30 protein-coding genes are annotated in these 26,523 nt (G+C 50.9%); all 30 read left to right on the plus strand.

Going from position 1 to position 26,523, the window contains the following annotated elements; genetic code table 11:
- Positions 1-24 precede the first annotated feature (24 nt).
- The 30 genes from trmFO to DNH61_RS22125 all read left to right on the plus strand — a co-directional run bounded on the left by trmFO (position 25) and on the right by DNH61_RS22125 (position 26,522).
- Positions 25-1,353: an FADH(2)-oxidizing methylenetetrahydrofolate--tRNA-(uracil(54)-C(5))-methyltransferase TrmFO gene (gene trmFO, locus DNH61_RS21980; protein WP_111148984.1), complete on the plus strand. Its 1,329-nt coding sequence runs from the start codon at positions 25-27 to the stop codon at positions 1,351-1,353.
- Between the two features lie 94 nt (positions 1,354-1,447).
- The gene (gene hslV / locus DNH61_RS21985; RefSeq protein WP_111148985.1) at positions 1,448-1,990 is read left to right on the plus strand and encodes an ATP-dependent protease subunit HslV; all 543 of its coding nucleotides are present in this window, start codon (positions 1,448-1,450) and stop codon (positions 1,988-1,990) included.
- Between the two features lie 43 nt (positions 1,991-2,033).
- Positions 2,034-3,431 carry an ATP-dependent protease ATPase subunit HslU gene (gene hslU, locus DNH61_RS21990; protein WP_111148986.1) on the plus strand — a complete coding sequence of 466 codons (1,398 nt, stop codon included), beginning with the start codon at positions 2,034-2,036 and terminating at the stop codon, positions 3,429-3,431.
- A 24-nt stretch (positions 3,432-3,455) separates the two neighbouring features.
- Complete coding sequence (gene codY / locus DNH61_RS21995) at positions 3,456-4,226, plus strand: GTP-sensing pleiotropic transcriptional regulator CodY (RefSeq protein WP_111148987.1); 771 nt, start codon at positions 3,456-3,458, stop codon at positions 4,224-4,226.
- Positions 4,227-4,456: 230 nt separating this feature from the next.
- Positions 4,457-4,876, plus strand: coding sequence for a flagellar basal body rod protein FlgB (gene flgB / locus DNH61_RS22000; protein WP_111148988.1), 420 nt, complete (start codon positions 4,457-4,459; stop codon positions 4,874-4,876).
- A 2-nt stretch (positions 4,877-4,878) separates the two neighbouring features.
- On the plus strand, positions 4,879-5,331 hold the full coding sequence (flgC, locus tag DNH61_RS22005; protein ID WP_111148989.1) for a flagellar basal body rod protein FlgC: 453 nt from the start codon (positions 4,879-4,881) through the stop codon (positions 5,329-5,331).
- 23 nt (positions 5,332-5,354) lie between these two features.
- Complete coding sequence (fliE, locus tag DNH61_RS22010) at positions 5,355-5,660, plus strand: flagellar hook-basal body complex protein FliE (RefSeq protein WP_111148990.1); 306 nt, start codon at positions 5,355-5,357, stop codon at positions 5,658-5,660.
- 42 nt (positions 5,661-5,702) lie between these two features.
- Positions 5,703-7,280, plus strand: a complete 1,578-nt coding sequence (gene fliF / locus DNH61_RS22015) for a flagellar basal-body MS-ring/collar protein FliF (RefSeq protein ID WP_111148991.1) — start codon at positions 5,703-5,705, stop codon at positions 7,278-7,280.
- A gap of 11 nt (positions 7,281-7,291) precedes the next feature.
- A complete protein-coding gene (gene fliG / locus DNH61_RS22020; protein WP_111148992.1) occupies positions 7,292-8,311 on the plus strand; it encodes a flagellar motor switch protein FliG in 1,020 nt (339 codons plus the stop codon).
- Positions 8,304-9,149, plus strand: coding sequence for a FliH/SctL family protein (locus DNH61_RS22025; protein WP_111148993.1), 846 nt, complete (start codon positions 8,304-8,306; stop codon positions 9,147-9,149). The genes fliG and DNH61_RS22025 overlap by 8 nt, the downstream gene beginning before the upstream one ends.
- Complete coding sequence (gene fliI, locus DNH61_RS22030) at positions 9,133-10,455, plus strand: flagellar protein export ATPase FliI (protein ID WP_111149379.1); 1,323 nt, start codon at positions 9,133-9,135, stop codon at positions 10,453-10,455. Before DNH61_RS22025 ends, fliI begins: the two co-directional genes overlap by 17 nt.
- A gap of 8 nt (positions 10,456-10,463) precedes the next feature.
- Entirely contained in the window at positions 10,464-10,910 is a 447-nt protein-coding gene (fliJ, locus tag DNH61_RS22035; RefSeq protein WP_111148994.1) for a flagellar export protein FliJ, read from the plus strand.
- A 76-nt stretch (positions 10,911-10,986) separates the two neighbouring features.
- The gene (locus DNH61_RS22040; protein WP_111148995.1) at positions 10,987-11,901 is read left to right on the plus strand and encodes a MotE family protein; all 915 of its coding nucleotides are present in this window, start codon (positions 10,987-10,989) and stop codon (positions 11,899-11,901) included.
- A 66-nt stretch (positions 11,902-11,967) separates the two neighbouring features.
- The gene (locus DNH61_RS22045; RefSeq protein ID WP_111148996.1) at positions 11,968-13,434 is read left to right on the plus strand and encodes a flagellar hook-length control protein FliK; all 1,467 of its coding nucleotides are present in this window, start codon (positions 11,968-11,970) and stop codon (positions 13,432-13,434) included.
- A 28-nt stretch (positions 13,435-13,462) separates the two neighbouring features.
- Positions 13,463-13,930, plus strand: coding sequence for a flagellar hook assembly protein FlgD (gene flgD / locus DNH61_RS22050; protein ID WP_220036958.1), 468 nt, complete (start codon positions 13,463-13,465; stop codon positions 13,928-13,930).
- A complete protein-coding gene (locus tag DNH61_RS22055; RefSeq protein WP_111148998.1) occupies positions 13,923-14,297 on the plus strand; it encodes a TIGR02530 family flagellar biosynthesis protein in 375 nt (124 codons plus the stop codon). The genes flgD and DNH61_RS22055 overlap by 8 nt, the downstream gene beginning before the upstream one ends.
- An 89-nt stretch (positions 14,298-14,386) precedes the next feature.
- The gene (flgG, locus tag DNH61_RS22060; protein WP_111148999.1) at positions 14,387-15,208 is read left to right on the plus strand and encodes a flagellar basal body rod protein FlgG; all 822 of its coding nucleotides are present in this window, start codon (positions 14,387-14,389) and stop codon (positions 15,206-15,208) included.
- Positions 15,209-15,264: 56 nt separating this feature from the next.
- Complete coding sequence (locus DNH61_RS22065) at positions 15,265-15,492, plus strand: flagellar FlbD family protein (RefSeq protein WP_111149000.1); 228 nt, start codon at positions 15,265-15,267, stop codon at positions 15,490-15,492.
- Entirely contained in the window at positions 15,489-15,965 is a 477-nt protein-coding gene (locus DNH61_RS22070) for a flagellar basal body-associated FliL family protein (protein WP_111149001.1), read from the plus strand. The genes DNH61_RS22065 and DNH61_RS22070 overlap by 4 nt, the downstream gene beginning before the upstream one ends.
- A gap of 49 nt (positions 15,966-16,014) precedes the next feature.
- Positions 16,015-17,016 (plus strand): flagellar motor switch protein FliM, encoded by a 1,002-nt coding sequence (fliM, locus tag DNH61_RS22075; RefSeq protein ID WP_111149002.1) that lies wholly within the window; start codon positions 16,015-16,017, stop codon positions 17,014-17,016.
- Positions 17,006-18,262, plus strand: coding sequence for a flagellar motor switch phosphatase FliY (gene fliY, locus DNH61_RS22080; protein ID WP_111149003.1), 1,257 nt, complete (start codon positions 17,006-17,008; stop codon positions 18,260-18,262). The genes fliM and fliY overlap by 11 nt, the downstream gene beginning before the upstream one ends.
- 21 nt (positions 18,263-18,283) lie before the next feature.
- Positions 18,284-18,646 (plus strand): response regulator, encoded by a 363-nt coding sequence (locus DNH61_RS22085; protein ID WP_111149004.1) that lies wholly within the window; start codon positions 18,284-18,286, stop codon positions 18,644-18,646.
- 11 nt (positions 18,647-18,657) lie between these two features.
- A complete protein-coding gene (locus DNH61_RS22090; RefSeq protein ID WP_111149005.1) occupies positions 18,658-19,293 on the plus strand; it encodes a flagellar biosynthetic protein FliO in 636 nt (211 codons plus the stop codon).
- On the plus strand, positions 19,290-20,045 hold the full coding sequence (gene fliP / locus DNH61_RS22095; RefSeq protein WP_111149006.1) for a flagellar type III secretion system pore protein FliP: 756 nt from the start codon (positions 19,290-19,292) through the stop codon (positions 20,043-20,045). Before DNH61_RS22090 ends, fliP begins: the two co-directional genes overlap by 4 nt.
- A gap of 21 nt (positions 20,046-20,066) precedes the next feature.
- Entirely contained in the window at positions 20,067-20,336 is a 270-nt protein-coding gene (gene fliQ / locus DNH61_RS22100) for a flagellar biosynthesis protein FliQ (protein ID WP_111149007.1), read from the plus strand.
- A gap of 11 nt (positions 20,337-20,347) precedes the next feature.
- Positions 20,348-21,142: a flagellar biosynthetic protein FliR gene (fliR, locus tag DNH61_RS22105; protein WP_111149008.1), complete on the plus strand. Its 795-nt coding sequence runs from the start codon at positions 20,348-20,350 to the stop codon at positions 21,140-21,142.
- A 40-nt stretch (positions 21,143-21,182) separates the two neighbouring features.
- Complete coding sequence (gene flhB, locus DNH61_RS22110) at positions 21,183-22,286, plus strand: flagellar biosynthesis protein FlhB (RefSeq protein ID WP_111149009.1); 1,104 nt, start codon at positions 21,183-21,185, stop codon at positions 22,284-22,286.
- 15 nt (positions 22,287-22,301) lie between these two features.
- Positions 22,302-24,335: a flagellar biosynthesis protein FlhA gene (gene flhA, locus DNH61_RS22115; RefSeq protein WP_111149010.1), complete on the plus strand. Its 2,034-nt coding sequence runs from the start codon at positions 22,302-22,304 to the stop codon at positions 24,333-24,335.
- Positions 24,332-25,669: a flagellar biosynthesis GTPase FlhF gene (gene flhF / locus DNH61_RS22120; protein WP_111149011.1), complete on the plus strand. Its 1,338-nt coding sequence runs from the start codon at positions 24,332-24,334 to the stop codon at positions 25,667-25,669. The genes flhA and flhF overlap by 4 nt, the downstream gene beginning before the upstream one ends.
- Positions 25,662-26,522 (plus strand): MinD/ParA family protein, encoded by an 861-nt coding sequence (locus tag DNH61_RS22125; protein ID WP_111149012.1) that lies wholly within the window; start codon positions 25,662-25,664, stop codon positions 26,520-26,522. Before flhF ends, DNH61_RS22125 begins: the two co-directional genes overlap by 8 nt.
- Position 26,523 lies beyond the last annotated feature (1 nt).

Consider the following 26,523-nt stretch of genomic DNA (forward strand, 5'->3'; position numbering starts at 1 on the left):
GATCTGGAAAGGAAGGAACATACGTTGAATCAGGTTAAGAAGGTAACAGTAATTGGAGCAGGGCTTGCCGGCAGCGAGGCTGCCTGGCAGATCGCTTCCCAAGGTGTGCCGGTCGTACTGGTCGAGATGCGGCCGGTCACACGGACACCTGCTCACCATACCGATAAATTTGCAGAGCTTGTATGCAGCAACAGTCTCCGTGCCAATGGCCTGACCAACGCCGTTGGTGTACTGAAGGAAGAAATGCGGCGAATGGGCTCCCTTATTCTAAGCTCGGCGGACCAGCATGCTGTGCCGGCAGGAGGCGCGCTTGCAGTTGACCGTGACGGGTTCTCGGGTGCGGTAACGGAGGCACTGCGCAATCATCCGCTAATCGAAGTGCGCAATGAAGAGTTTACAGATATCCCGGAAGACGGAATTACCGTCATTGCCACTGGCCCTCTGACGTCTCCTGCTTTATCCGAGAAGATTCAGAGCCTGCTTGGAGAATCATATTTTTACTTCTACGATGCCGCGGCACCGATCGTGGAGAAGGAATCTGTGGACATGAACAAGGTCTATCTGGCTTCCCGTTATGACAAGGGAGAAGCAGCTTATCTTAATTGTCCGATGACAGAGGAAGAGTTCAACACCTTTTATGATGCCCTGATCACAGCTGAAACAGCTGCCTTGAAGGAATTCGAGAAGGAAGTATATTTTGAAGGCTGCATGCCGGTAGAGGTCATTGCTTCAAGGGGCCGCCAGACGCTGCTGTTCGGGCCGATGAAGCCGGTAGGGTTAATCAATCCGCATACGGGCAAGCTGCCTTATGCCGTTGTGCAGTTGAGACAGGATAATGCAGCTGGTACGCTGTATAATTTGGTAGGATTTCAAACCCATCTCAAGTGGGGGGAGCAGAAACGGGTGTTCTCCTTAATCCCGGGACTGGAAAATGCGGAATTCGTCCGCTTTGGTGTAATGCATCGCAATACCTTCATTAACTCTCCCAAGCTGCTGGAGAAGACTTACCAGTTCAAGGGGAGAGAGAATCTCTTCTTCGCCGGCCAGATGACTGGTGTCGAAGGATATGTGGAGTCTGCCGCTTCCGGCCTGATTGCAGGCTTGAATGCCGGTCGTATGGCCAGGGGGCTTGAACCGCTGGTACTGCCTCCAGAGACGACATTAGGCAGCATGGCGCAATATATTACAACAGCTGACTTCAAGCATTTTCAGCCGATGAACGCCAACTTCGGACTATTTCCGCCCCTTGGTACGAAGATTCGGAATAAGAAGGATAAGAACGAAGCCATTGCGGGACGGGCATTGGAGCAGCTTGAGCAGTTTAAAGTGGAATATATGGATCAGCCGTCTTAAGCGGAGATCTTTTATATATCGAATGCATATGCAATAACGGCAGCAGAGGGTGCGCAGGGAACCTTCAGTATATCTTGGAAGGAGTGAGCGGGAAGTGGAGATGCAGTTTCATGCCACAACGATCTGTGCGGTTCGTCACGAAGGCAAAGGTGCCATAGCGGGTGACGGTCAGGTTACCTTCGGCAACAGCATGGTGATGAAAGGTTCTGCGAAGAAGGTTAGAAGGCTGTACAGGGGGCAGGTCGTTGCCGGTTTTGCCGGATCGGTGGCCGATGCTATCACCTTATTTGAGAAATTTGAAGGCAAGCTGGAGGAGCATCACGGCAATTTGCAGCGTGCTGCAGTAGAGATGACCAAGGAATGGCGTTCGGACCGTGTGCTGCGCCGTTTGGAGGCTATGATGCTCGTCATGGATAACAATGGTCTGCTGTTGTTATCCGGCAATGGAGAAATCATAGAGCCGGATGATGGCATTTTGGCAATCGGATCGGGCGGCAGCTTCGCTCTGGCTGCAGCCAGAGCGCTTAAAGTTCATGCGCCTCACCTGAATGCCAGGGAGATGGCTCAGTTCGCGCTTGAAACAGCAGCTGATATTTGTGTATTTACCAACCGGAATATTATCGTCGAAGAAGTCTAATTCATGCGTGCCAGGCAGCGGCACGGAATCGGGGGTATGTCGAATGGGCAATGAGGCGCTGACGCCGCGGCAGATCGTGGCTGAGCTTGATAAGTATATAGTTGGCCAGAAGGCGGCCAAGCGATCGGTGGCAATTGCGCTCCGCAACCGCTATCGCAGAAGCAGGCTGGAGGAGTCGCTGCGGGATGAGATCGTTCCGAAAAATATTCTCATGATCGGGCCAACCGGTGTGGGCAAGACAGAGATAGCCAGACGTCTGGCGAAGCTGGTGAACGCTCCTTTTGTTAAAGTGGAGGCTACCAAGTTCACAGAAGTGGGCTACGTAGGCCGCGACGTAGAGTCGATGGTGCGGGATCTGGTGGAAACCTCGATTCGGATGGTGAAGGCGGAGAAGACGGAACAGGTTCGTGATAAAGCGGAGAAGCTGGCTAATGACCGGATCGTTTCGCTGCTTGTGCCGGGTGCCAGCAAGCCCAAGACAGGACGTAATCCGCTCGAAATGCTGTTTGGCAATCAGAATCAGCAGCAGCAGCCGGAAGAGGAAGAGGCGGATAACTCAGTAGCGGAACGGCGTAAGCAGGTTAAAGAGCAGCTTGCGCAGGGCAAGCTGGAGGACGAGGTTATTGAGATAGAAGTGGAAGACGCAAGTCCCAACATGCTTGATATGCTGTCCGGTCAAGGGATGGAGAATATGGGCATGAACATGCAGGAGATGTTTGGGCAGTTCCTGCCGAAACGGATGAAGAAGCGTAAGCTGCAGGTCCGGGAAGCCCGCAAGGTGCTGACTCATGAGGAAGCTCAGAAGCTGATTGATATGGATGATGTTATCCAGGAATCCACGAGGCGCGCCGAGCAAACAGGAATTATCTTTATTGATGAAATCGATAAAATCGCCAGTCCATCGCGTGGAAGCGGGCCGGATGTGTCCAGAGAGGGCGTGCAGCGCGATATTCTGCCGATTGTGGAGGGCTCAACGGTTATGACCAAGTATGGCCCGGTCAAGACCGATTATGTGCTGTTCATAGCCGCGGGAGCTTTCCATATTGCCAAGCCAGCGGATCTTATCCCAGAGCTGCAGGGCCGTTTCCCGATCCGGGTCGAGCTCAGCAATCTTACGCTGGACGACTTTGTCAGTATTCTGACCGAGCCGAAGAATGCGCTCACTAAGCAGTATACAGCTTTGCTTGAGACCGAAGGAATTCGGGTGGAGTTTTCGGAGGATGCGATCAGAGAGCTTGCGGGGATAGCGGCAGATGTGAACCGGAATACGGAGAATATCGGAGCTAGGCGGCTGCATACCATTTTGGAGAAGCTGCTTGAGGATCTTTCCTTTGAAGCGCCTGAGCTTTCTCTTGAGCAAATGCTCATCACACCGGAGTATGTAAGGGATAAGGTTGGCGATATTGCGCAGAATCGTGATTTAAGCCAATATATTTTGTAGCGTAAACATTGTGGGGGGCAGGCAATGAGTTTATTAGCGAAGACACGGACACTAAACCGGCTGCTGCAGCGGGCTGCTGGCAAGGCGCTGAATTTCCGCGAGATGGCCGAGGTGCTGTGTTCAACCATTCAGGCACATGTATTCGTTGTCAGCAGAAGAGGCAAGCTGCTGGGCTGTGACGCTGTAGGCGCTTGGGAGCATGAGCGATTACGGGCAGCAACAACAGGTGAGACAAGATTCCCAGCCGCGACCAATGACCGTTTCCTGCAGATGAACGAGACGGTTACGAATGTGCAGCTCGACAGCGGGATCGCTGAAACGTTCCCGGATGTATCCGCCCAAGAGATTATGACCGTTGTACCGATCATAGGCGGAGGCGACCGGCTCGGCACATTGGTGCTGACAAGGCAGCAGACCGCATTCAATGACGATGATTTGATCTTAGCGGAATACGGATCCACGATAGTAGGCATGGAAATTCTGCGTGAAAGAGCGGAAGAAATTGAAGTAGAGGCCCGCAGCCGTGCGGTTGTTTCCGTAGCGGTCAATTCATTATCGTTCAGTGAATTAGAGGCCGTTGAGCATATATTTGAAGAACTGGACGGCAAAGAAGGCCTGCTTGTCGCTTCCAAAGTGGCGGATCGTGTGGGGATTACAAGATCAGTTATCGTTAATGCCCTCCGAAAGCTGGAAAGCGCGGGAGTCATTGAGACCCGGTCGCTTGGTATGAAAGGCACCTATATCAAAATATTAAATGATCAGCTGCTGCAGGAGCTGGACAAGATCAAAATCTAAAGTTACAAAAAAATTACAAGAATATAAGAACAAAGCCCTATCTTTTTCAAAAAGATAGGGCTTTGTTCTTATTGTCCGGAGTTAGGAAAATATGGAATATTAGGTTGTCGGCATTAATCGACATACAGCTCTCATTTTTTTAATAAAGGTTTGTCGAATTTAGAAGGAATGGGGCCTGTTTTGTTGAATACATAGCTTAGATAATAGACGGGGAAAGTGGTGGGCGATAGTTGAACGTATTGAATGGTGCTGGATTCAATCGACTGACAGCTGCAATCGGGGCTGCTGAAATGAGACAGCAGGTCATCTCAAACAATGTGGCAAATGTTGATACGCCATATTTCAAACGGTCTGAAGTTGTTTTTGAGTCGATTCTGGAGCAGCAGATGAATGGCTTCGGCCCGGCAAAGCAACTGGCAGGAAGAAAGACCAGTGAAAAGCACATTACGATCGGTCCAAATTCCCAAGCCTTGGCTCCGAAGCTGGTATCAGATCAAACTTCTGTCATGAACAACAATGTAAATAATGTCGATATTGATCGAGAAATGTCACTTCTCGCGAAGAATCAGCTTCGATATAATGCATTAGTCCAGCAGTTAAATCATGAAATGAGTATGATGCGCATTGGCGTCGAAGGGAGAGCGGTATAAATATGAGACTAACGAATGGATTTGATGCGAGTGCTTCCGCATTAACGGCTCAAAGACTTCGCATGGATGTTATCTCATCCAATATAGCTAACGCAGAGACAACCCGCGGTAAAGTGGTGAATGGAGAATTTCAGCCTTATGCAAGAAAGATGGTTGTAATGGCTCCTGTGAAAGGCTCGTTTGCAGATATGCTGGATCAGAAGCTTGAAGGCGGCAGCAGCCGCTCGAATGGTGTGAAGGTTACCAAAATCATGGAAGACCGGACTCCGCCAAAACTGGTGTATAACCCGACCCATCCGGACGCAGACGCTGACGGATATGTAAAAATGCCTAATGTGGATGTGTTGAAAGAGATGGTAGATATGATTTCTGCCACACGTTCCTATGAGGCAAATGTAACAGCCCTTAATTCGACAAAGTCGATGTTTATGAAAGCATTAGAGATAGGCAAATAATTTCCTAACATGGAGGGTTTATAATGATCACGAACGCGTTAGTCGGGACAGCTGCACCTCTGAAAATGACAGAAGCAGGCTCCGCGTCCAAGACAACACCGGCTGAGGCAGCCAAAAATTTTGGCAGTTTCTTGCAAGATGCGATCAATAGCGTAGCGGACCAGGAAAAGGGAGTCCACGAGGTAACGGACAAGTTTATTATTGGTCAAGCAGATGTATCTGATGTGATGATTGCCTCCGAGCAGGCTAAACTCGGTCTTCAGCTCACCGTTCAAGTACGCAATAAGGCGATAGAGGCTTATCAAGAGATCATGCGGATGCAGTTATGATCGCACTTTTGACTTAGCAAAGTAACTGGGTGAGGTGGAATTGTGAACGAGAAATGGGCCCAATATCGAGAACGTGTCTCTCAGTATTGGCAGCAGTTTAGCAAGAAGCAAAAGATAATGCTGGGTGCGACGTTAGGCGGCCTGATCCTTGCGATTATCCTTCTGACCTATATGTTTTCGAGGACAGAATATGAGCTGGCTTTCAAGGGATTGGACGCGGCAGATGCGGCCGCTATAATGGAGTATTTGGATGGAAGCGGAATTCCTTATCAGCTGGGGCCTGATGGGAGCAGTATTTCGGTTCCGGCTGCTGACGCGAACCGGGTCAAGGTAAATGTGGGCTCGCAGGGCATGGTGCAGAATGGATCCATCGGTTTTGAAGAGTTCAGTCAAGGCTCGTCGCAGTTCGGGATGACCGATAATGAATTCGGTGTGCGGTACAAGAATGCGTTGAATGGAGAAATTCAGCAGCTTCTTAACGACATGACAGGCGTTCAAAAATCGAATGTGCTGATCAATCTGCCTAAGGAAACCGTGTTCCTGAATCCTGAGGAGCAGGAGAATGCATCGGCCTCGATCATGATGACATTCAAACCGGGCTTTAGACCGACACAGGAACAGATTGATGGTTACTACAACTTGGTGAAAACAGCGGTTCCTAACCTGGCGGTAGAGGATATTACCATCTCAAGTCAACAGGGAGAGCTGATTGCTTCCTCCAAAATCACAGGCGGTCCAGCACTGGCTTCCTCTGCAGTAGATGCTCAGTTTCAGGTACAGCAAAAGTATGAATCCGATCTGAAGCGCAACATTCAGCAGTTTCTTGGAACCATTCTTGGCCAAGAAAACATTGTGATCAGCGTATCGACTACGATGAACTTCGATCAGAAGACATCGAGGCAGAATCTTGTCCAACCACTGGAAAACAACAACAATAATGGAATTATTATTAGTGAACAAACGCAGAACAGCACAAGTACTGGCGGGTCTGCTGACGGTGGTGTAGCGGGTACAGGCGAAACGGATGTACCGGGTTACCAGGCTAATGAAGGAACAGACGGATCATCGGCGGAGAGTAATTCCCGTACGACGAACTACGAAGTAAGCCGGATTCAGAATGATATCGTTTCATCACCTTATGTTTTGAAGGATCTGTCCATCGGGATCGGTGTACAGGAGGGGGTCATGTCCGAAGACAACCGCGGCATTGTGACTTCTTATTTAACGGAGCTGGTACGTGCGCAGCTGCGTGAGTCCGGTCAGAATGTGGATGATGATACGGTTATGCAGCGTAAAGTTTCCATTATAACACAGCCATTCGTAGGTGCGGCTGATTCTGCCAATTCAGGCGGCATTCCGCTGGCTTGGGTGATTGGTATAGCGGCGGCGGTGCTGGCGCTGGCAGGCGGTGCGGTGTTCTTCATTCTCCGCAAGCGCAAGCGTGCAGAAGAGCTAGAAGCAGAAGAAGAGATGATTCAGCCGTCGAGAGTCGAGCTTCCGACGATCGATCTCGATCAGGTTACAACGGAGAGCCAAGTACGCAAGCAGCTTGAACAGCTTGCGAACAAGAAGCCGGATGAATTCGTCAATCTCCTTCGTACATGGCTAGTGGATGAATAGGGGTGAATCAATTGGCAAAAGCAGCAAGTTTCCAGGGGTTGACGGGACGGCAGAAGGCGGCTATCTTGCTGATCACCCTTGGTCCTGAAGTATCTGCACAAATATTCAAGCATCTGCGCGAGGAGGAAATCGAGCAGCTTACGCTCGAAATCGCGAACGTACGCAAGGTAGATAGCGGTGAAAAGGAAGCCATACTGTCCGAGTTCCACCAAATCTGTATGGCTCAGGAATACATTTCACAGGGCGGCATTCAATATGCCAAGCAAATCCTTGAACAGGCGCTTGGTGAGGGAAAAGCACTGGAGGTTATCAACAGGCTGACTGCTACTCTCCAGGTGCGTCCGTTCGATTTTGCCAGAAAAGCGGATCCGACCCAGATTCTCAACTTTATTCAGAATGAGAACGCTCAAACTATTGCACTTGTTCTATCCTATCTGCAGTCCGACCAGGCGTCAGCGATCCTATCATCGCTGCCGCAGGAGAAGCAGGCAGAGGTTGCCCGCCGGATAGCGCTTATGGACAGCACTTCACCTGAGGTCATATCGCAGGTTGAACGCGTGCTTGAGCAGAAGCTCTCATCGACAGTTACTCAGGATTACACAATTGCAGGCGGCATCGAGTCCATCGTCCAGATTCTGAATGGTGTCGACCGAGGTACAGAGCGTACCATCCTCGACTCCCTGGAAATCCAGGATCCGGAGCTTGCAGAAGAGATCAAGAAGCGGATGTTCGTATTCGAGGATATCGTCAACATCGACAATCGTTCCATCCAGCGGATTATCCGCGACATCGAGAACGCCGATCTGCAGCTTGCACTCAAGGTGGCGAGCGAAGAGGTCAGAGAATCGATCTTCCAGAATATGTCCAAGCGGATGGCGGAGACCTTCAAGGAAGAGATGGAGTTCATGGGCCCTGTAAGGCTGCGTGATGTCGAGGAAGCACAGACCCGCATCGTAGCAACAATCCGCAGACTCGAGGAGTCTGGAGAGATTATCATTGCTCGCGGTGGAGGAGATGATATCATTGTCTAATTTGATTAAATCCTCGCATGTTGTATCTCTTGAAGAACTGAAGCTGCTTGAGTGGACGAAGCACCATGCAAGCCGGCCGTTCGAAACGGCAGAGGCGGAGGAAGAGGAACAGCAGGTACCGGATCAAGAGACGATATCATTAAAGGAACAGATTTTAAGAGATGCGGAATTTGTAGCGGAGCAGCGCGTATCAGATGCGGCAGAAGAAGCTGAGCGCAGGCTGCAGGAAGCAAACGACCAGATCGAGCAGTGGTGGCAGGAACGAAGAGATCAGGATCTGCAGTTGACGGAGTCGGCAAGAGAAGCCGGCTTTGAGCAAGGGTACCTGGAAGGCCAGACCCATGCTGCCCTAGAAGTGAAGCAGCTGTGGGAGGCAAGGCTTGCTGAGGCTGGAAGCCTGCTCGAGAATGCCTACCGGTTGAAAGAACAGATCATTCAGGAAGCGGAGCCGTTTCTTGTTGAGCTTAGCACCAGGATTGCGGAGAAAATTATCGGCCAGCAGCTGACAATTTCTCCTGAGATTGCAATCGAGCTGGCACGCAAGTCACTACAGCGCAGAAGGGAACAAGGCGTCATTACCCTCTGTGTTGCTCCTTCTCAGCTTGCTTTCGTACAAGCAGCCAGAGAAGAGCTGAGTCTGGCTATTGATTCTCAGGCTGAGCTGCAGATTGTGCCTGATGCCACAGTCAAGGATCATGGTTGTGTTATCCGTTCGTCATTCGGGAGCATCGACGCACGGATCGATACCCAGCTGGAAGAAATCAAACGCGAACTGATACAGATCGCACTCCAAAGTGAAGAGCAGAGGCAGGCGGATGATCATGAATTCGCGACTTGACAGCAGTAAGTACACGGAGCATCTTCGGCAGCTTGATCCCGTTCGCGTGAACGGGAAGGTTACACAGGTAATCGGGCTTACGGTTGAATCGGAAGGACCTGATGCCAGTGTTGGGGATGTATGTTATATCTATCCGGCCAAATCGGCCAAGCCGCTGAAGGCAGAGGTTGTTGGTTTTCGTGACAACAAGGTTATTCTAATGCCGCTTGGCGAGCTGCATGCGATTGGTCCCGGCTGTGATGTTGTAGGAACAGGCAAGCCGCTTACCGTTCAGGTCGGCTCCGAGCTCCTTGGCAAAGTGCTTGACGGATTGGGCCAGCCGCTTGACGGCTCCTTCATTCCAACACGTATGCCTCATTACTCTACGCACAATGCGCCCAGCAATCCGCTCTTCCGGCCGCGTGTAACAGAGCCGCTCGGAATCGGTGTCAAGGCAATCGATGGCCTGCTCACAGTAGGACGGGGACAGCGGGTCGGTATATTTGCAGGTTCGGGTGTAGGCAAGAGTACACTGCTTGGCATGATCGCCCGCAACACATCAGCCGATGTGAATGTAATCGCGCTGATCGGTGAGCGCGGCCGCGAGGTGCTTGAGTTTGTGGAGAAAGACCTGGGTCCCGAAGGCTTGGCGCGTTCGGTTGTCATTGTAGCAACCTCTGATCAGCCAGCCTTAATTAGGATTAAGGGTGCTCTTATTGCGACGACAATCGCCGAATATTTCCGCGACCGCGGCTTGAATGTGATGCTGATGATGGATTCCGTTACACGTTTTGCCATGGCGCAGCGTGAGGTAGGCTTAGCAATCGGCGAACCCCCTGCAACGAGAGGGTATACACCATCTGTTTTTGCAACACTGCCCAAACTGCTTGAGAGGGCAGGAACCGGACCGACAGGCTCAATCACAGCATTCTACACCGTCCTTGTAGACGGTGATGATATGAATGAACCGATTGCTGATGCGGTACGCGGAATTTTGGACGGGCATATTGTACTCAGCCGGAGCTTGGCCAACAAGGGCCACTTCCCTGCGATTGATGTGCTGGCTTCCGTAAGCCGGGTTATGAATGAGATTGTTTCCGAGCAGCAGAAGGATGCAGCCAACACGCTCAAGAAGCTGCTTGCCGTATACCGTGATTCAGAAGATTTAATCAATATCGGAGCATATCAACGCGGCTCCAATGAGGAAATCGACCAATCGATCGCCTTCTATGACACCATCCGCTCATTCACGCAGCAGAAGACGAATGAGAAGATTAGTTTATCGGATGTACAGACAAGGCTGTTAAATGAATTTGGTGGAGGCTGAGCCCAGGAATGAAGCATTACCTATATCCTTACCAAAAAATCGTGGATTTGAAACACAGTGAAAAAACTCAGGCTGAATGGATGCTTTCGTCAGCGCTTGGAAAGCTTCAGTCTGAGGTAGACACCCTAAAACGATTGAATGAAGAAAGATTGGAATGGATGGAGAGGCTTCAATCGGCTGCAGGCGGTGGAATTCCTCTGATGGAGCTGCAAAATATCCAAAGCTATGTTGAATATCTGGATGGCTCTATTGACCGGAAGACGAATGATGTGAAGCATGCACGAAAAGATGTAGAGGTTAATCAAACCAATCTATCTGACAAGATGAAGGATGAGAAGGTTTGGGAGAAGGCCAAGGAGAAGGCGCTGCATAAATTTATGCATGCCATGCAGATGAAGGAGCAAAACGAGCTGGACGAAATGGCAACGGTTCGCTACGTCATGCCTGCACGTTAAGCGGGCATACAGAGTGGACTAACGGGTATGCCGCAACCAGGGTTATCCGGACAACGCTGCCAAGGGAGGGAGTTACATGGCTGATACAGAGAAGGAGAAAGGCTACAGCGGCATGGAACGGTTTATGTTCTTCCTGACGCCAATCCTTTTTACACTCGTTCTACTCGGCGTACTGATGACATTATTCAATATTGATCTGCGCAATAAATTTCTGGAGATCGGCAACAAGGTTCCCGTTCTTGAGAAGGTTCTGCCAGAAGCGCCGAAGGATCCTAATGCTCCGGTAGAAGAGGCTGACACAGAAGCCCAAGCCGCTGCAGCGGATAGCAGCCGGGTGAAGGAGCTTGAGAAGAAGCTGGCTGAGAAGGAAGCAGAGGTAACGAAGCTTTCAGCTGATCTTGAGGGCCAGGAGCAAACCATTGCTGAGCTTCAGGCGAAGCTTGAAGAACTCGGTAAGGCTGGAACTGCCCAGCAGCAAACTGATGAGGAATACCAGGCCAGGATCTCCGGGCTCGCTAACATGTTCGGGCAAATCTCCGCTAGCAAGGCGGCGCCTATTCTGCAGAGCATGACACTTGAAGAGATGGTGCTGATCATGGACGCCATGCGTCCTGATGTCCGGGCTACCATTATGGAGAAGATGAATCCGAAGGTTGCTGCCGAGGCAACTGTCATGCTGAAGGATACGATGCCAGCCAAGGATAAGCAGATTGCCGCATTGCAAGCAAGGCTGAAGGAAAAGCAGACGACGTCAACTACGGTATCAGATTCATTCCTGGATCAGACACAGGTAAGTTCTACATTCAGCAATATGGCACCAGCCAGTGCTGCCAAGCTGCTGCTTCAGATGGCTGAGGTCAGCCCGTCCAAGGTGCTGCAGGCACTCAACGCTGTTAATGATCAGGCAAGGTCCAATATTTTGGATGAAATGAGCAAGCTTAACGAGAAATATACAGCCCAGCTCATGACCAAGCTGATGTCAGGCAAATAAGTTCCTTCTATTATATAGACACCATGATTTGAGCCTTCATTACATGCGAAGGGAGGTGACAACAATATGGAAATGATGATCGGTCAAATGACGGCTGCTCCCGTTCAGCAGACTGCCAAGGCAGGAGGCGCTGAAGCAGGCAAAGGTTTTGCAAACTTGCTGGTTCAGACAGTCGGCAAGCCGGCAGAAGCTGCCGCCGGAGTGAATACTGCGGAAGGACAAGCTGCTGCTGTATCAGCTGTAAGCGGCGGATTCACCGGAATGATGGCCGGAACCGCTGAAGACAAGCTTGCTGCCCAGCTTGATGAGCTGCTCGCTCTTCTTGGTGACGAGGCGTCCCTGGAGCTTGATGAAGGACAGCTGGAGGAGCTTCAGAAACAGTTAGCGGAATTAAATGAACTGCTGTCCGCGTCGTTCCCCTTATCTCCAATTGTAATTCCGGTACAGTTTACAGCAGAGGCACCTGCTCTTATTCTTGGTGATCAAGCAGAGCATTCATCAGCGGCCGCAGTCTCAGCGCCAGCAGCTGCTTCTCAAGCTTCGGCAGTTGATGCACTAGAAACAATGAAAGCCGGACTTGCTGATACGCTTGCGGCATTGAAGGCGCTTGTTGAAGAAGGCCAGCTGAAGACGTTGACGAAAGAGCAGCTTGCGACGCTGACCAATAAGCTTGAACAGGTTAAGCAGTTGGCTCAAGCTAGCGGTACTCTTGATGCTGCGACTGCTGCTGCATCTGGTGCTGACGAACAAGTGATGACAGATGTATTGGCTGTTAAGAACAGCGGATTGGAATTGAAGACTACCGAGCAGCTGGTCATCAAGACGGCGAAGACCGTGACACCAGCAGACAATATTCTTGGACGTCTTGGTCAGCAGCCAGTGCCGATTACCGTCTTATCTGCGGTCGTTCAGGATGCAGGTGATTCAGCTGCAGTAACTGGAGTTGATTCGGTGGCAGATCTGGATGCACAGCCTGCTGTGCCAACAGTGGCAACGACCGCTGGTTCAGCTGTACAGGAAACAGCTAAGTCCGCTGGTACTGAACAAGCCAAGCTTCCGGTGCCTGAACAAGTACCAGTACAGCGGTTCGCTGAAACGGTTAGCGGTACATTCGTCAAGCAGTTCGGCTTGCTTAAGGGTAATGCCGTGTCGGAAGCGAGATTAACACTGCTGCCCGAACATTTGGGGCAGGTAGATGTCAAGATATCGATGCAAAATGGACAGCTTACCGCACAGTTCGTAACCGATAATGTGATGGCCAGGGATATGATTGAGAGCCAGATGGTTCAACTGCGTGCATCGCTTCAAACACAAGGCCTTCAGGTCGAGAAGCTTGAGGTAACCCATAACCCTGTACAGGGCCAGGCATTCCAAGATCCTCAGCAGCGCGGAGGAAGCGGCCAGGCATTCCAGCAGAAGGGCAAGCAGGGCGGGCTTCATGACGATTCTGTTACTGCCTTTGAAGGCGAGCTGGTCGAACAGGCAGTCATCAACGGACTCGGCTACGGCAGGTCAATCAACGTCAAGGCATAAGCCAGGAATGAACGGAGGTGACGACAACATGTCGAGCGGCAACAGCATTATATCAACACGCAACGTGTGGCCTTACTATGATTCAACCAATATTAAGGCGGCCGGCAAAGCGAGTACCGAGAGCTCAACACTTGGCAAGGATGATTTTCTAAAAATTCTTGTGACCCAGCTGCGTAATCAGGATCCGATGCAGCCGATGCAGGACCGGGATTTCATTGCTCAGATGGCACAGTTCTCCTCGGTAGAGCAGCTGATGAACATGTCCAAGGAAATGACGGCGCTGCGCCAAAACCTTGGTACGGCAAGCAGTCTTATCGGCAAACAGATCGAATGGTTCGAATATGACTCCAATGGTACGCTCATGACGAAGAAAGGCATTGTCGAGTCGATCGGAGTAAGCGATGGCGTCCAGTATGCACAGAGTGGTGGATCCAAGATTCCAATGGAATTTGTGACGTCTATCTCCGAGCCAAAGGAGGATGCCGGCAATGTCTGATGCCATTCGTATTGGACATCTGTATCCTTCTCAGGGTATGCCGATCGGCGTTCGCAAGCCGGCGGTATCCGATAATAAATCCGTCTCCTTTGATACTTATCTCCATGCGAGTGAACTCAAGTTCAGTCATCATGCTGAAGTGCGGATGAAGCAGCGGGGCATTGATCTAAAGCCTGAGCAGCTGAGCAGGATTGCGGACATGCTGAGCCAAGCGGAAGCTAAAGGTGCCAAGGATTCACTGGTCCTATACCGGGACATCGCAATGATCGTCAATGTTCCCAGCAAAACAGTTGTTACGGCAATGGATCACAAATCGCTGGAAGGTAATATTTTCACCCAGATTGACAGCGCCGTCGTTCTTTCATAATCAGGGCTGGACCTTACAGGAGGCCCGGGGCCGCTGACCGATTGATGCGGCCATCCATAACACATTCCAAATAGGGGGCTAACAAACCTATGTTAAGATCGATGTATTCCGGCGTATCCGGCATGAGAGCATTCCAGACAAAGCTTGACGTTATCGGCAACAACATTGCCAACGTCAACACGGTAGGCTTCAAGGCAAGCCGCGTAATGTTCAAAGATATCCTAAGCCAAACCGTATCGGGTGTGTCTGCACCGGAAGAGGGAGCAAGAGGCGGTGTGAACGCCAAACAAGTCGGCCTTGGCGTAACCCTTTCGGCAATTGATACGATTCATACCCCTGGCAGTGCCATGACGACTAATATTGCGACGGATGTACGCATCGATGGTGACGGATTCTTCGCGGTCAAGTCCACACCTGACCAAGAGGTTCCTTACTTGACACGTGCCGGTAACTTTACACTTGATGCCAACCGGCAGCTGGTGAATGCTGATGGCCAGTTCGTTCTCAGTGCCGACGGCGAGCCTATCATTCTTGAAGAGGATGTCACAGCATTTTCAATCGCTCAGGACGGACGGATTATCTCGGTTCGTGCTGACGGTACAAGTGAACCTACTGACTTCCAGCTTGCTGTCGTAAAGGTAGCGAACCCAAGCGGTCTTGATAAGATCGGCGGCAACCTCTACCGCATGACACCGAACGCGCATCCAGATGGTGAGGTTGTACTGAGTGCGGCTGGCGACATTGAAGTAGGTACCGGCGCTATCATCTCCGGACAGCTGGAGATGTCCAACGTTGACCTGACAAACGAATTTACAGAAATGATCACTGCACAGCGCGGTTTCCAGGCGAACTCCAGAATTATTACGACATCGGATGAAGTGCTGCAGGAAGTTGTTAATCTTAAGCGTTAATGAACATTAACCGCGGGGGCGCACAGCCGCCTCCCGGTATTGTAAGGAGGTAGCTCATGATTGAAGTAACACGGCTGAACGGTACGAAGATCATGGTTAACGCACTTCTGATCGAATTGATTGAAGAAGTTCCCGATACACTGATCACGCTGACGACTGGTAAAAAATTCGTGGCCACAGAGCCTGCGGCACTGCTGCAGGAACGAATCCAGAATTACTTAAGAGGAATTGGCTTGGTGGCAGCTGTATACAGGAACGAGCAAACGGAGGGGCCATCATCATGAAGAAAATGTTGCCTTGGCTGATTACGATCCTGCTGGCGATTGCTCTGATCGCGGTAGTAGCAGTGTTTTTGTACAACCAGTTTATGAACAGTGAGGATGACCCTGCTCTGCAAGCAGAGCACAGCGTTCACGAAGTTGAACCCAAAAAGCTCAGCGCTGACGAACGGGTTGAAATGACAACCGAAATTCAGGATATCAAGACGAACCTGCTTGATACGGATTATCTGGTTGTTATGAGCTTCGCATTCCAGCTGGATGACAAGAAATCCAAGGAAGAGTTCGACAAGATCAAGGACATCCAGATCAAGCCGATTATTATCCGCGCGCTTGCAGACATGATGCCGGAGGAGCTGAAGGGCTCGCAGGGCAAGGATGCACTGAGCGCCAAGCTGATTAATGCCATCAATAAGGAACTTTCTGCAGGAAAAGTGACAAAAGTTGAAGTGACTAACTTTATCGTAACAATGATCTAACATATTATTGGCAGAATGTAATTGCAGCTCTTTAAGGGGGGTGAGACAAATGGTGGATGTGTTATCGCAAAATGAGATCGATGCGCTGCTCGCGGCCCTCTCATCCGGTGAGATGGATGCGGAGGAACTCAAGAAAGAAGAGACCACGAAGAAGATACGCGCATACGATTTCAAACGTGCCGTCCGTTTCTCGAAAGACCATCTTCGGAGCCTGACCCGTATACATGAAAATTTTGCCCGTTATCTGACAACGTATTTCTCAGCCCAGCTGCGTACTTTCGTACAGATTAATGTGGTGCAGGTTGAGCAGCTTCCTTATGATGAGTTTATCCGATCGATACCGAAGATGACGATTCTGAATATCTTCGAGGCGGATCCGCTTGAAGGCCGTATGGTGCTTGAGGTCCATCCCAACGTAGCCTATGCGATGCTGGACCGCATGCTGGGAGGACAAGGTGTAGCACCAACCAAAATCAGCTCACTTACGGAAATTGAAACGATTGTCATGGAGCGGATATTTAACCGGGCATTCGAGAGTCTGCAGGAAGCGTGGAAAACGGTTGTCGATATCTCCCCCAGATTGGAAGCATTGGAGACGAACCCGCAGTTCATGCAAATTGTCTCTCCAAACGAGACAATTGCTTTGATATCACTCAGCACCAAAATCGGTGATACAACCGGTATGATTAACCTGTGTATACCGCATGTCGTCATCGAACCGATTATGTCACGCTTATCCGTACATCACTGGTTCGTATCACAGAAGAAGAGCCGTGCACCGGAAGAAGTGGACATGCTCAGCAATCGGGTCAGCAAAGCCAAGCTGCCGATTGTCGCTGAGCTTGGCGCCTCCAGCATATCGATTCAGGAGTTTCTCAGCCTGTCGGTAGGAGATGTAATCTCGCTGGATAAGCGGGTAGAAGAAGGGCTTCAAATTAAAGTAGGCGAGAAGCTGAAATTTATCGGCAGCCCGGGTACTATCAGAGACCGCGTAGCCATACAGGTCGACGAGATTGTAAGCGAAGGAGTGGAAGAAGATCATGACGAGTAAGGATTATTTGTCGCAGGAAGAGATAGATGCGCTGCTGCGGCAATCTTCCGGGGACGGAGATTCTTCCGGAGAAGGCGAGGCTCTGGCCGCTGATCAGTATTTGGATCCGCTGGAAGAGGATGCGCTTGGAGAGATAGGCAATATCACGTTCGGCAGTGCGGCGACAGCCTTGTCCACACTGCTTGGCAAGAAGGTCGACATCACGACACCTCAGGTTTCGCTGATTAGACGGGAAGATCTGGACAGTGAGTTTCCAAGACCCCATGTGGCTGTCCATGTGGAATATGTGGATGGATTTCAGGGTATTAACTCGCTTGTTATCAAGACGTTGGATGCTCAGATCATTGCAGATTTGATGCTGGGCGGTGAAGGCAACGTGACGGCTGAAGAGCTGAACGAGATTCACGTCAGCGCCGTTCAGGAAGCGATGAACCAGATGATGGGTTCTTCGGCAACGTCCATGTCAACGATCTTCAACCGGTTCGTTAACATCTCGCCTCCGGGTATTGATATCCTTGACGTATCCAGTGGAGAAGGCGTCAGCAATCTGCCTCCGGTGGATGTGTTTGTAAAAATATCATTCCGCCTGAAGATTGGGGATTTGATAGATTCAACCATTATGCAGCTGCTGCCTGTTCCATTCGCGAAGGAGCTTGTATCGACCCTGATGGGCGGAACAGCCCCGGATCCAGCTCCGGCTCCGGCTGCTGCACCAGCACCGCAGGCAGCTGCACCTGCGCCGCAGCAGACAGCATCGCCAGAGCCTCAAGCACCTCACGCGCCTCAAGCGCCTCAGCATACACCGCCGCCGATGGCACCGCCACAGCCGCAGTATGCTCAGCCAATGGCGCCTGATTATACCGGGGGCGGCATGCCAATGCATGCACACGCGCCGCAGACGCTTGGTTCAATGCCTGGCCGGAACGTGAATGTGCAGCCTGTGCAATTTGCTAATTTCCAGGGAGCGCCATATGTTCAGGCGGATGATTCCAACCTGAATTTATTGCTCGACATTCCACTGAAGGTGACTGTAGAATTAGGTAGGACGCAGAAGCAGATCAAAGAGATTCTGGAGCTTTCACAAGGATCTGTCATTGAGCTGGACAAGCTTGCAGGTGAACCGGTAGATATACTGGTTAACAACAAACTGATCGCCAAAGGCGAGGTTGTCGTTATAGATGAGAACTTCGGCGTACGCGTGACGGATATTGTCAGTCAATGGGACCGGCTTCAAAAATTACAATAACTTCTGGGAGGAAGAAAAAAGATGGCAAACCGCATTTTAATCGTAGACGACGCAGCATTCATGAGAATGATGATCCGGGACATCTTGACTAAGAACGGCTACGAGGTCGTCGGTGAAGGACAGGACGGCGCACAAGCGGTAGAAAAGTATAAAGAACTTAAGCCCGACCTGGTTACGATGGATATCACCATGCCGGAGATGGATGGCATTGCAGCGCTGAAGGAAATCAAGAAGCTTGACGGCAATGCAAAGGTTATTATGTGCTCCGCTATGGGCCAGCAAGCCATGGTTATCGATGCCATCCAGGCAGGCGCTAAAGACTTTATCGTTAAGCCCTTCCAGGCTGACCGTGTTATCGAAGCAATTAAGAAGACACTGGGTTAACGGTTAGTGCCATGAGGACAACCAAATGGATGACGGCCGGGCTTGCGGCAATTGCAATGGCCGCTGCCCCGGCTGCGGCATTAGCCGCGAGTAACGGCAACGACTTGGCCGACCTTAACAGCGGAATCGAATACGCACCTGACACCAATGTTGCCGGAAGTTTGGTATGGGTCATCATCGCTCTCCTTCTCGTTATCGGTTTGATTGTTCTCTTCATCAAGTTTCTCTCCGGCCGCAGCCGGGCAATGGGAATAAACAGGTCGCTCCGTACATTGGGCGGAGTGGGACTAGGACAGAACAAGTCCATGCAGGTGGTCGATATCGGAGGCTTGCTCTACGTTGTTGGGGTTGGAGAGAATGTGACGCTTCTTGACAAGATCGATGATCCAGGGCAGGCCGAAGCGATCATCAGCATGCTGGAAGGCCAGCAGTCAGAAGGCTGGAACGCCAGCGGTTTCGTGGCGGTCCTTAACCGCTTACGTGGACGCTCGGGTGAGGAGGAGCCACAGGGGAAGGGGACAACGATGGACGCAGAGAGCTTCCGGACGATTTTACAGGATAAGCTGAAGCGTCAATCGGAACATAAGCAGCAGGTAGAAACGCTGCTTAATGACGCAAACCATACAGATCGGTCGAGAGATGCATGAAGAAGAAACTACTATTAGCTGTACTGCTGTTGCTCGTTGCAGGGACAGGGCTTTATATGAACCAGGCTTATGCGGAGCCTCTCCCGAACATTGATATCTCAATTGGCGGAGAAGAAGGGGAGCCGAATACATCGGCGGTTTCCATACTGCTGCTCATTACAGTACTAAGTATCGCACCAGCTATTCTCGTGTTAATGACGAGCTTCACCCGTATTGTCATTGTTCTCGGCTTTGTCCGGACCTCGCTCGGAACGCAGCAAATGCCGCCGAATCAGGTACTGATCGGGCTTGCGCTCTTCTTGACTTTCTTCATCATGGCGCCTACGCTTTCCCAGGTGAATGAGGCAGGACTTCAGCCATACCTGAAGGGCGAACTGACCCAGACGGAAGCGCTCGAAGCTGCCGCTAAGCCGATGAAGGAATTCATGTTCTCGCATACGAGAGAGAAGGATCTTCTGCTGTTCATGAAGTACAGCCGGATGGAGAAGCCAAGCAGCTATGAGGAGATACCGCTTACCGTACTGGTTCCGGCTTATGCAATAAGCGAGCTGAAAACCGCGTTTCAGATGGGATTTATGATCTTTATACCATTCCTGGTTATTGATATGGTCGTTTCCAGCACGCTGATGGCCATGGGTATGATGATGCTTCCGCCAGTCATGATTTCACTGCCGTTTAAGATTTTGCTGTTCGTATTGGTAGACGGCTGGTATTTGATTGTGCGGTCACTGCTGCTGAGTTTTAATCCATAGGTTATCGAGAGGGGCGGCATCATGAATGCGGATTTTATAATCGGGCTTGCCGGTCAGGCGGTGTATGTTACGCTGAAGAGCAGTGCGCCGATGCTGGTATTGGGACTAGCGGTGGGATTGATCGTCAGTATATTTCAGGCTACAACTCAAATCCAGGAGCAGACACTGGCATTTGTACCGAAGATTGTCGCTGTTCTGGTCTCCATTCTGATCTTTGGTCCCTGGATTTTGAACACGCTCGTTGACTTTACGTACAACCTATTTAATAACCTCTATAAATATATCGGATAGGCTGTGGAAAGATGAATACATTTCTGCAGGCATTCCCAATTTTTTTATTAATTTTTTGTCGAATAACATCATTTTTCGTCGTGGCACCAGTCTTTTCGACCCGAGGCGTTCCGACTATGTTCAAGGTGGGGCTGGGATTTTTCTTATCGGTAATCGTCTATCTCAGCTATGGATCAAGCCAGGCGGCGGTGCCTGCAGATGCAACCTACCTGCTGCTGGTTGGAAGAGAAATCTTGGTAGGTCTTCTGATTGGCTTCACTTGTTACTTGTTCTTCACGGTGGTTCAGACGGCCGGCGCCTTCATTGACCTGCAGATGGGACTGGCGATGGCGAATGTGTACGACCCGATGACAGGTGCATCGGCGCCGATTACCGGTAACTTCAAGTTTTATGTCATGGTGCTGATCTTCCTCGGAATGAACGGCCATCACTTCCTGCTTGACGGAATTGTCCAAAGCTACGACTGGATCCCGATCGACAACGGATTGTTCACACAGATGGCAGCCGGTACGATCACACAGTTCCTTACCAAAGCGCTGGTGATCACGTTTATGCTGGCCCTGCAAATATCCGCACCGCTGGTTGTTGCCTTGTTTCTAACGGATGTGGGCCTCGGATTTCTGGCCAAGACGGCGCCGCAGTTTAACGTCTTTGTAATCGGAATGCCGCTGAAAATCCTGATCGGTCTGCTGCTGCTGGCACTCGTAGTACCCGGCTTGACGGGGCTGTTCGCTCACTTGTTCAGCCAGATGTTTAACGCAATGGGAGAATTGATGGCGATCGTCAACGGCAGTGCTGCAAGATAGCTGGTGTGATGGTTCTTATGCTTACAGGAGGTGGCCGTACTTGACCAAGTTCAGGTTGACACTTGATCTGCAGCTTTTCTCTCAGGAGAAGACGGAACGTGCCACCCCGAAGAAAAGGCAGGATTCACGCAAGAAGGGCCAGGTAGCCAAGAGTAACGAGATACCAGCCGCGCTGATTCTGCTCAGTATCTTCCTCAGTTTCATGATGCTGGGCGGGTTTTACCGGGAGCGTATTCTAAGGCTGTTCGGTGATTTCTTCGAGGATTGGCTGACTTTCGATGTGACGACAGGGAATGTAATGCCGTTATTTACCAATTTACTCGTGCAGCTGCTTCTGCTCCTGTCCCCGATACTCGGAATTGCTTTTATTATTGCGATTGTGGGCAATTATCTGCAGATAGGCTTTCTGTTTACCGGCAAGCCGCTGCAGCCTGATTTCAAGAAGCTCGATCCGATTAAGGGATTTAAGAAAATATTTTCGCTCCGGTCATTAGTTGAGTTTAGTAAAAGTGTACTGAAACTGACGATCATCGGTGTTATGGTGTACATTTCGCTCTGGGGTGAGCGGGGGCAGATCCTGCAGCTTGCACATCTGGCGCCTCAGGATATTTTCAGCTTTGCTGCTTCAACCACTCTGTCACTCGGTATAAAGATTGCCGCAATTCTTTTGGTTCTCGCAGTCTTTGACTACATGTACCAGAAATATGATTACGAGAAAAACCTCAGAATGTCCAAGCAAGACATCAAAGATGAATACAAGAAATCAGAAGGTGACCCGCTGATTAAGGGCAAGATCAGGGAGCGGCAGCGGCGAATGGCACTGCGGCGAATGATGCAGGATGTGCCAAAGGCCGATGTGGTCATTACGAACCCGACTCACTTTGCCGTCGCACTGCGGTATGATGCATCCAATATGGATGCGCCTGTCGTACTGGCCAAAGGGGTTGATTATCTGGCCCTGCGGATTCGGGAAGTTGCGAAAGAGAATGGTGTCATGATGATGGAAAACAGGCCGCTGGCACGAGCCCTGTACGACAGGGCGGAAATCGGCGAAGCAATCCCGGCCGACCTGTTCCAGGCTGTTGCGGAAGTACTGGCTTATGTATACAAACTTAAAGGCCGCGGTCGCGGGAAATCATCATAGGAAGGGTAATGCCTGATGAAAGTTAAAGATTTAGCTATATTGATCGGTATCATAGGCATTGTGCTGATGATGGTCATCCCGGTACCGCTTGTGATGATGGATTTTCTTCTGATCGTCAACATATCCGCGGCATTGATGATTCTGCTGATCGCTATGAATACGCAGAAGGCGCTGGATTTCAGCATATTCCCTGCCTTACTGCTTATCACGACATTGTTCCGGCTGGCGCTTAATGTCTCCTCTACCCGAAACATTTTGTCCAAGGCAGAAGGTGGAGATGTAGTCGAGACGTTCGGTCGTTTCGTGGCAGGTAACCAGATTGCGGTTGGTTTTGTCGTCTTCCTCATCCTGGTCGTTGTGCAGTTCATCGTGATCACCAAAGGCTCTGAACGGGTAGCAGAGGTTGCAGCCCGCTTCACCCTCGATGCGATGCCTGGTAAACAGATGAGTATAGACGCTGACTTGAACTCGGGATTGATTAATGAACAGCAAGCCCGTGACCGCCGCGAAAAAATCGAACGGGAAGCGGATTTTTACGGGGCAATGGACGGTGCCAGCAAATTTGTTAAAGGCGACGCCATCGCTTCAATCGTCATTCTTATTATTAACCTTCTTGGCGGCTTTGTAATCGGGATGTCGGTGCACGGCATGCCATTTTCCGAAGCCTTAGAAACGTATTCGATCTTGACGATTGGCGATGGTCTGGTGAGTCAGATCCCCGCGCTTCTTATATCTACGGCAGCTGGCCTGATTGTAACGAGAGCTGCTTCTGAAGGCAATCTGGCCTATGATCTTTCGAACCAGATGCTGCAGCAGCCGAAGCTGCTGTACATTGTAGCCGGTACGGTTGCGCTGCTGGGGCTTGCAACACCAATTGGACCTGTAGCCACGCTGCCTTTTGCCGGGGTGCTTGTGTTCGCAGGATACCGCATGTCAGCCAATCTGGCGAAGAAGCAGCAGGAAGAAGAGCTTATTATTGAAGAACAGCAGATCGAAGAGGTGCGCAGTCCTGAAAGTGTCATCAGCCTGCTGCAGGTTGATCCTATCGAATTCGAATTTGGTTACGGCTTGATCCCGCTTGCTGATACTCAGCAGGGAGGGGATCTCCTCGACCGGATTATCATGATTCGCAGGCAGTGTGCACTTGAGCTTGGACTGGTTGTACCGGTTATCCGGATCCGGGATAACATTCAGCTCAAACCGAATGAGTACGTGATCAAAATCAAAGGTAATACAGTAGCAAGGGGAGAACTGCTTCTTAATCATTACCTGGCAATGAGCCCCGGCTATGATGACGAATCGATCATTGGCATCGAAACCCAGGAGCCTGCATTCGGGCTTCCGGCCCTCTGGATCGATGAGGTGACGAAGGAGCGGGCGGAGGTTTCCGGCTATACGGTCGTTGATCCCCCTTCCGTTGTTGCAACTCATCTGACGGAAATTATCAAACGGCACGCGCATGAGCTGATTGGGCGTCAGGAGACGAAGGCGCTGGTTGAGAATGTGAAGGAGTCTTACCCGGCACTTGTTGATGAGCTAATCCCGAATATCCTGACTGTCGGTGATATTCAGAAAGTTCTTGTTAAGCTGCTGCGTGAGAAAATTTCGATCCGGGATCTTGTCACCATATTCGAGACGCTTGCCGACCATGGCAATTATACGAAAGATCCCGATGTTCTTACCGAGTATGTACGGCAGTCGCTGTCCAGACAGATTACCAACCAGTTCTCCGCTGCCGGCGAGTCGCTGAAGGTTATAACAGTCGGTCCTTCGCTTGAGAAGAAGATTGCCGAAGGTGTGCAGCAGACGGATCAGGGAAGCTATCTCGCGCTTGATCCTGTATCAACCCAACAGATTTATCATCGTCTGAATGAACAGGTTACAAGGCAGCTGCAGTCTGGACAACAGCCGATCGTGCTGGCGTCTCCGACGATCCGCATGTACTTAAGGCAGCTGGTCGAACGAACCATGCAGGACATTCCCGTCTTATCTTACAGTGAATTGGAACCAAGCGTTGAAGTCCAAAGCGTAGGGGTGGTGAACCTATGAGGGTGAAAAGGTATATTGTCAATGATGTTCCGGAGGCGCTGCCGTTAATCCGCAGTGAGCTGGGCAAGGATGCAGTGATCTTGAACACCAAGGAAATATTCGTAGGCGGCTTCATGGGCATGTTCCGTAAGAAGAAGATGGAGGTCATTGCCGCCATAGAATCCGGAGCGGCGGCGCCCAAGCCGAAGCAAGCGGCGCCTAAGAGTCCGGTCAAACAGCAGGCTAGCGGCAGTAGTATGCCGGCAGTGGCCGACCCGCTCAGCAAGCAAGCGGCGCGGGCTTCATCGGCTGAGAGGGCTGGCGCTATGCCCGCTGCCTCATCCGCAGTAAGCCTTGAAGCTGGCGGCAATGAAGACCTGATGGCGCTGTTGAAGCAGGCAGCTGCTCAAGCGGCGGTACAGACAACTGTGCAGGAAGCTAAGCCGGCAGAACGTCCGCAAGTCAAACAGCAGTCAGCAGATCAGTCAGCCGTACTTGATGAGCTGAAGGAAATGAAGGAGCTGGTGGTCCGGCTTGCCAAGCAGCAGGACAGCCGCAACGAACCGGAGAATCTGGCACCGCTGCGGAGCAGGCTTCTTGAACAGGAAGTCGAGGAGATATGGGTTGACAAGCTGGTCGAAGAGCTCCTTGAGCATCCCGATTACAGTCCTGAAGGTAGTGCTGAGTCTGTCCTCGATACAGCTGGTTCGATCCTGGCCGGATGGATGAAGCCGTTCGAGACAGCCGGAGTCGAATATGCCGGTCGTGTAGTTCATGTTGTGGGCCCTACAGGGGTTGGCAAGACGACGACAATTGCAAAGCTCGCTGCTGAACAATCATTGAAGCATAAACGCAAGGTGGGTCTGATCACATCCGACACATATCGGATCGCAGCGGTCGATCAGCTCCGGACATACGCTAACATTCTCAACATTCCGCTTCAAATTGTGTTCTCGCCGGCTGAACTGAACCGGGCTTACAAGGAGCTGGAAGACCGTGAGCTGGTCTTCATGGACACGGCGGGACGGAACTTCCGCAATGACCTTTATGTATCTGAAGTGAACAGCCTGATGCAAGCTGGAGACAGCAAGGATACCTATCTTGTGCTCAGCCTTACCGGCAAGACGAGGGACATGGAGGCGGTGGCGGAGCGCTTCTCGCAGTACGGTGTCGGCAAGCTGATATTCACAAAAATGGACGAAACCGATACCTATGGAGCCGTTCTGAATATGTCGATGAAGCATCAGCTGAAGACCGCTTATATAACTTACGGGCAAAATGTACCGGATGACATTGAACCATTTCAGTCAGACACCTTTGTAAAACAGCTATTGGGGGCGTCCGCTCATGAATGATCAGGCACATGCTCTCCGCAGACTTGTGGAGGTGCAGGGTACGGATGCGGGTGCCAGATCGACCCGGATTCTTACGGTGACAAGCGGCAAAGGAGGAGTGGGCAAGTCGAATTTCAGCTTGAACTTCGCCTTGTCCATGCAGAAGCTCGGCAAGCGTGTACTGGTATTCGATGCTGATATCGGAATGGCCAACATTGATGTGCTGATGGGCTGCTCGACTCCTTACAACCTGTATCATCTGCTGAAGAGAGACAAAACGATATGGGATATTATCCATGAAGGTCCGCTTGGTCTGCATTTTATAGCCGGCGGCTCGGGATTTAAGGATTTGCTTGATTTATCAGACGAAGAGCTGGATTATTTCGGTGATCAGATCGGCAAGCTTCACGGCCACTATGATTTTATCTTATTTGATACAGGGGCAGGTCTATCCCGGGAAACGGTGAAATTCATCGTTGCGGCACAAGAAACCATCGTAGTAACGACACCGGAGCCAACATCCATAACCGATGCTTACGCCCTCATTAAGATGGTGAAGTCCATGAACCACCAGGTTGATTTCAAGTTAATCGTCAACCGGGCAGTGGACAACCGCGAGGGCAAGCAGACTGCAGACAAGATTGGATTGGTCGCAAGGCAGTTCTTGCAGATGGATATTCCGGTACTCGGTGTTGTGATGGATGACCCTTCGGTGACAAAGGCTGTGAAGAAGCAGGTGCCCTTTACGCTGGCTTTCCCTTCTGGCAGTGCGTCCCGGGGTGTAGAAGATATCGCGAGGCGTTTCCTGGCGGCTGAAACCGTCACCCGGGGGGGCGGAATCAAAGGATTTATACACCGTATGTTCAGACTATAAT

The organism is Paenibacillus sambharensis (assembly GCF_003233845.1).
Classification (GTDB): domain Bacteria; phylum Bacillota; class Bacilli; order Paenibacillales; family Paenibacillaceae; genus Paenibacillus_I; species Paenibacillus_I sambharensis.

Coding starts and splice junctions, on each gene's coding strand:
- hslU (WP_111148986.1), top strand. CDS start 2,034: ATGGGCAATGAGGCGCTGACGCCGCGGCAGATCGTGGCTGAGCTTGAT.
- codY (WP_111148987.1), top strand. CDS start 3,456: ATGAGTTTATTAGCGAAGACACGGACACTAAACCGGCTGCTGCAGCGG.
- flgC (WP_111148989.1), top strand. CDS start 4,879: ATGAGACTAACGAATGGATTTGATGCGAGTGCTTCCGCATTAACGGCT.
- fliE (WP_111148990.1), top strand. CDS start 5,355: ATGATCACGAACGCGTTAGTCGGGACAGCTGCACCTCTGAAAATGACA.
- fliI (WP_111149379.1), top strand. CDS start 9,133: ATGAATTCGCGACTTGACAGCAGTAAGTACACGGAGCATCTTCGGCAG.
- fliJ (WP_111148994.1), top strand. CDS start 10,464: ATGAAGCATTACCTATATCCTTACCAAAAAATCGTGGATTTGAAACAC.
- DNH61_RS22040 (WP_111148995.1), top strand. CDS start 10,987: ATGGCTGATACAGAGAAGGAGAAAGGCTACAGCGGCATGGAACGGTTT.
- DNH61_RS22045 (WP_111148996.1), top strand. CDS start 11,968: ATGGAAATGATGATCGGTCAAATGACGGCTGCTCCCGTTCAGCAGACT.
- flgD (WP_220036958.1), top strand. CDS start 13,463: ATGTCGAGCGGCAACAGCATTATATCAACACGCAACGTGTGGCCTTAC.
- DNH61_RS22055 (WP_111148998.1), top strand. CDS start 13,923: ATGTCTGATGCCATTCGTATTGGACATCTGTATCCTTCTCAGGGTATG.
- flgG (WP_111148999.1), top strand. CDS start 14,387: ATGTTAAGATCGATGTATTCCGGCGTATCCGGCATGAGAGCATTCCAG.
- DNH61_RS22065 (WP_111149000.1), top strand. CDS start 15,265: ATGATTGAAGTAACACGGCTGAACGGTACGAAGATCATGGTTAACGCA.
- DNH61_RS22070 (WP_111149001.1), top strand. CDS start 15,489: ATGAAGAAAATGTTGCCTTGGCTGATTACGATCCTGCTGGCGATTGCT.
- fliM (WP_111149002.1), top strand. CDS start 16,015: ATGGTGGATGTGTTATCGCAAAATGAGATCGATGCGCTGCTCGCGGCC.
- fliY (WP_111149003.1), top strand. CDS start 17,006: ATGACGAGTAAGGATTATTTGTCGCAGGAAGAGATAGATGCGCTGCTG.
- DNH61_RS22085 (WP_111149004.1), top strand. CDS start 18,284: ATGGCAAACCGCATTTTAATCGTAGACGACGCAGCATTCATGAGAATG.
- DNH61_RS22090 (WP_111149005.1), top strand. CDS start 18,658: ATGAGGACAACCAAATGGATGACGGCCGGGCTTGCGGCAATTGCAATG.
- fliP (WP_111149006.1), top strand. CDS start 19,290: ATGAAGAAGAAACTACTATTAGCTGTACTGCTGTTGCTCGTTGCAGGG.
- fliQ (WP_111149007.1), top strand. CDS start 20,067: ATGAATGCGGATTTTATAATCGGGCTTGCCGGTCAGGCGGTGTATGTT.
- fliR (WP_111149008.1), top strand. CDS start 20,348: ATGAATACATTTCTGCAGGCATTCCCAATTTTTTTATTAATTTTTTGT.
- flhA (WP_111149010.1), top strand. CDS start 22,302: ATGAAAGTTAAAGATTTAGCTATATTGATCGGTATCATAGGCATTGTG.
- flhF (WP_111149011.1), top strand. CDS start 24,332: ATGAGGGTGAAAAGGTATATTGTCAATGATGTTCCGGAGGCGCTGCCG.
- DNH61_RS22125 (WP_111149012.1), top strand. CDS start 25,662: ATGAATGATCAGGCACATGCTCTCCGCAGACTTGTGGAGGTGCAGGGT.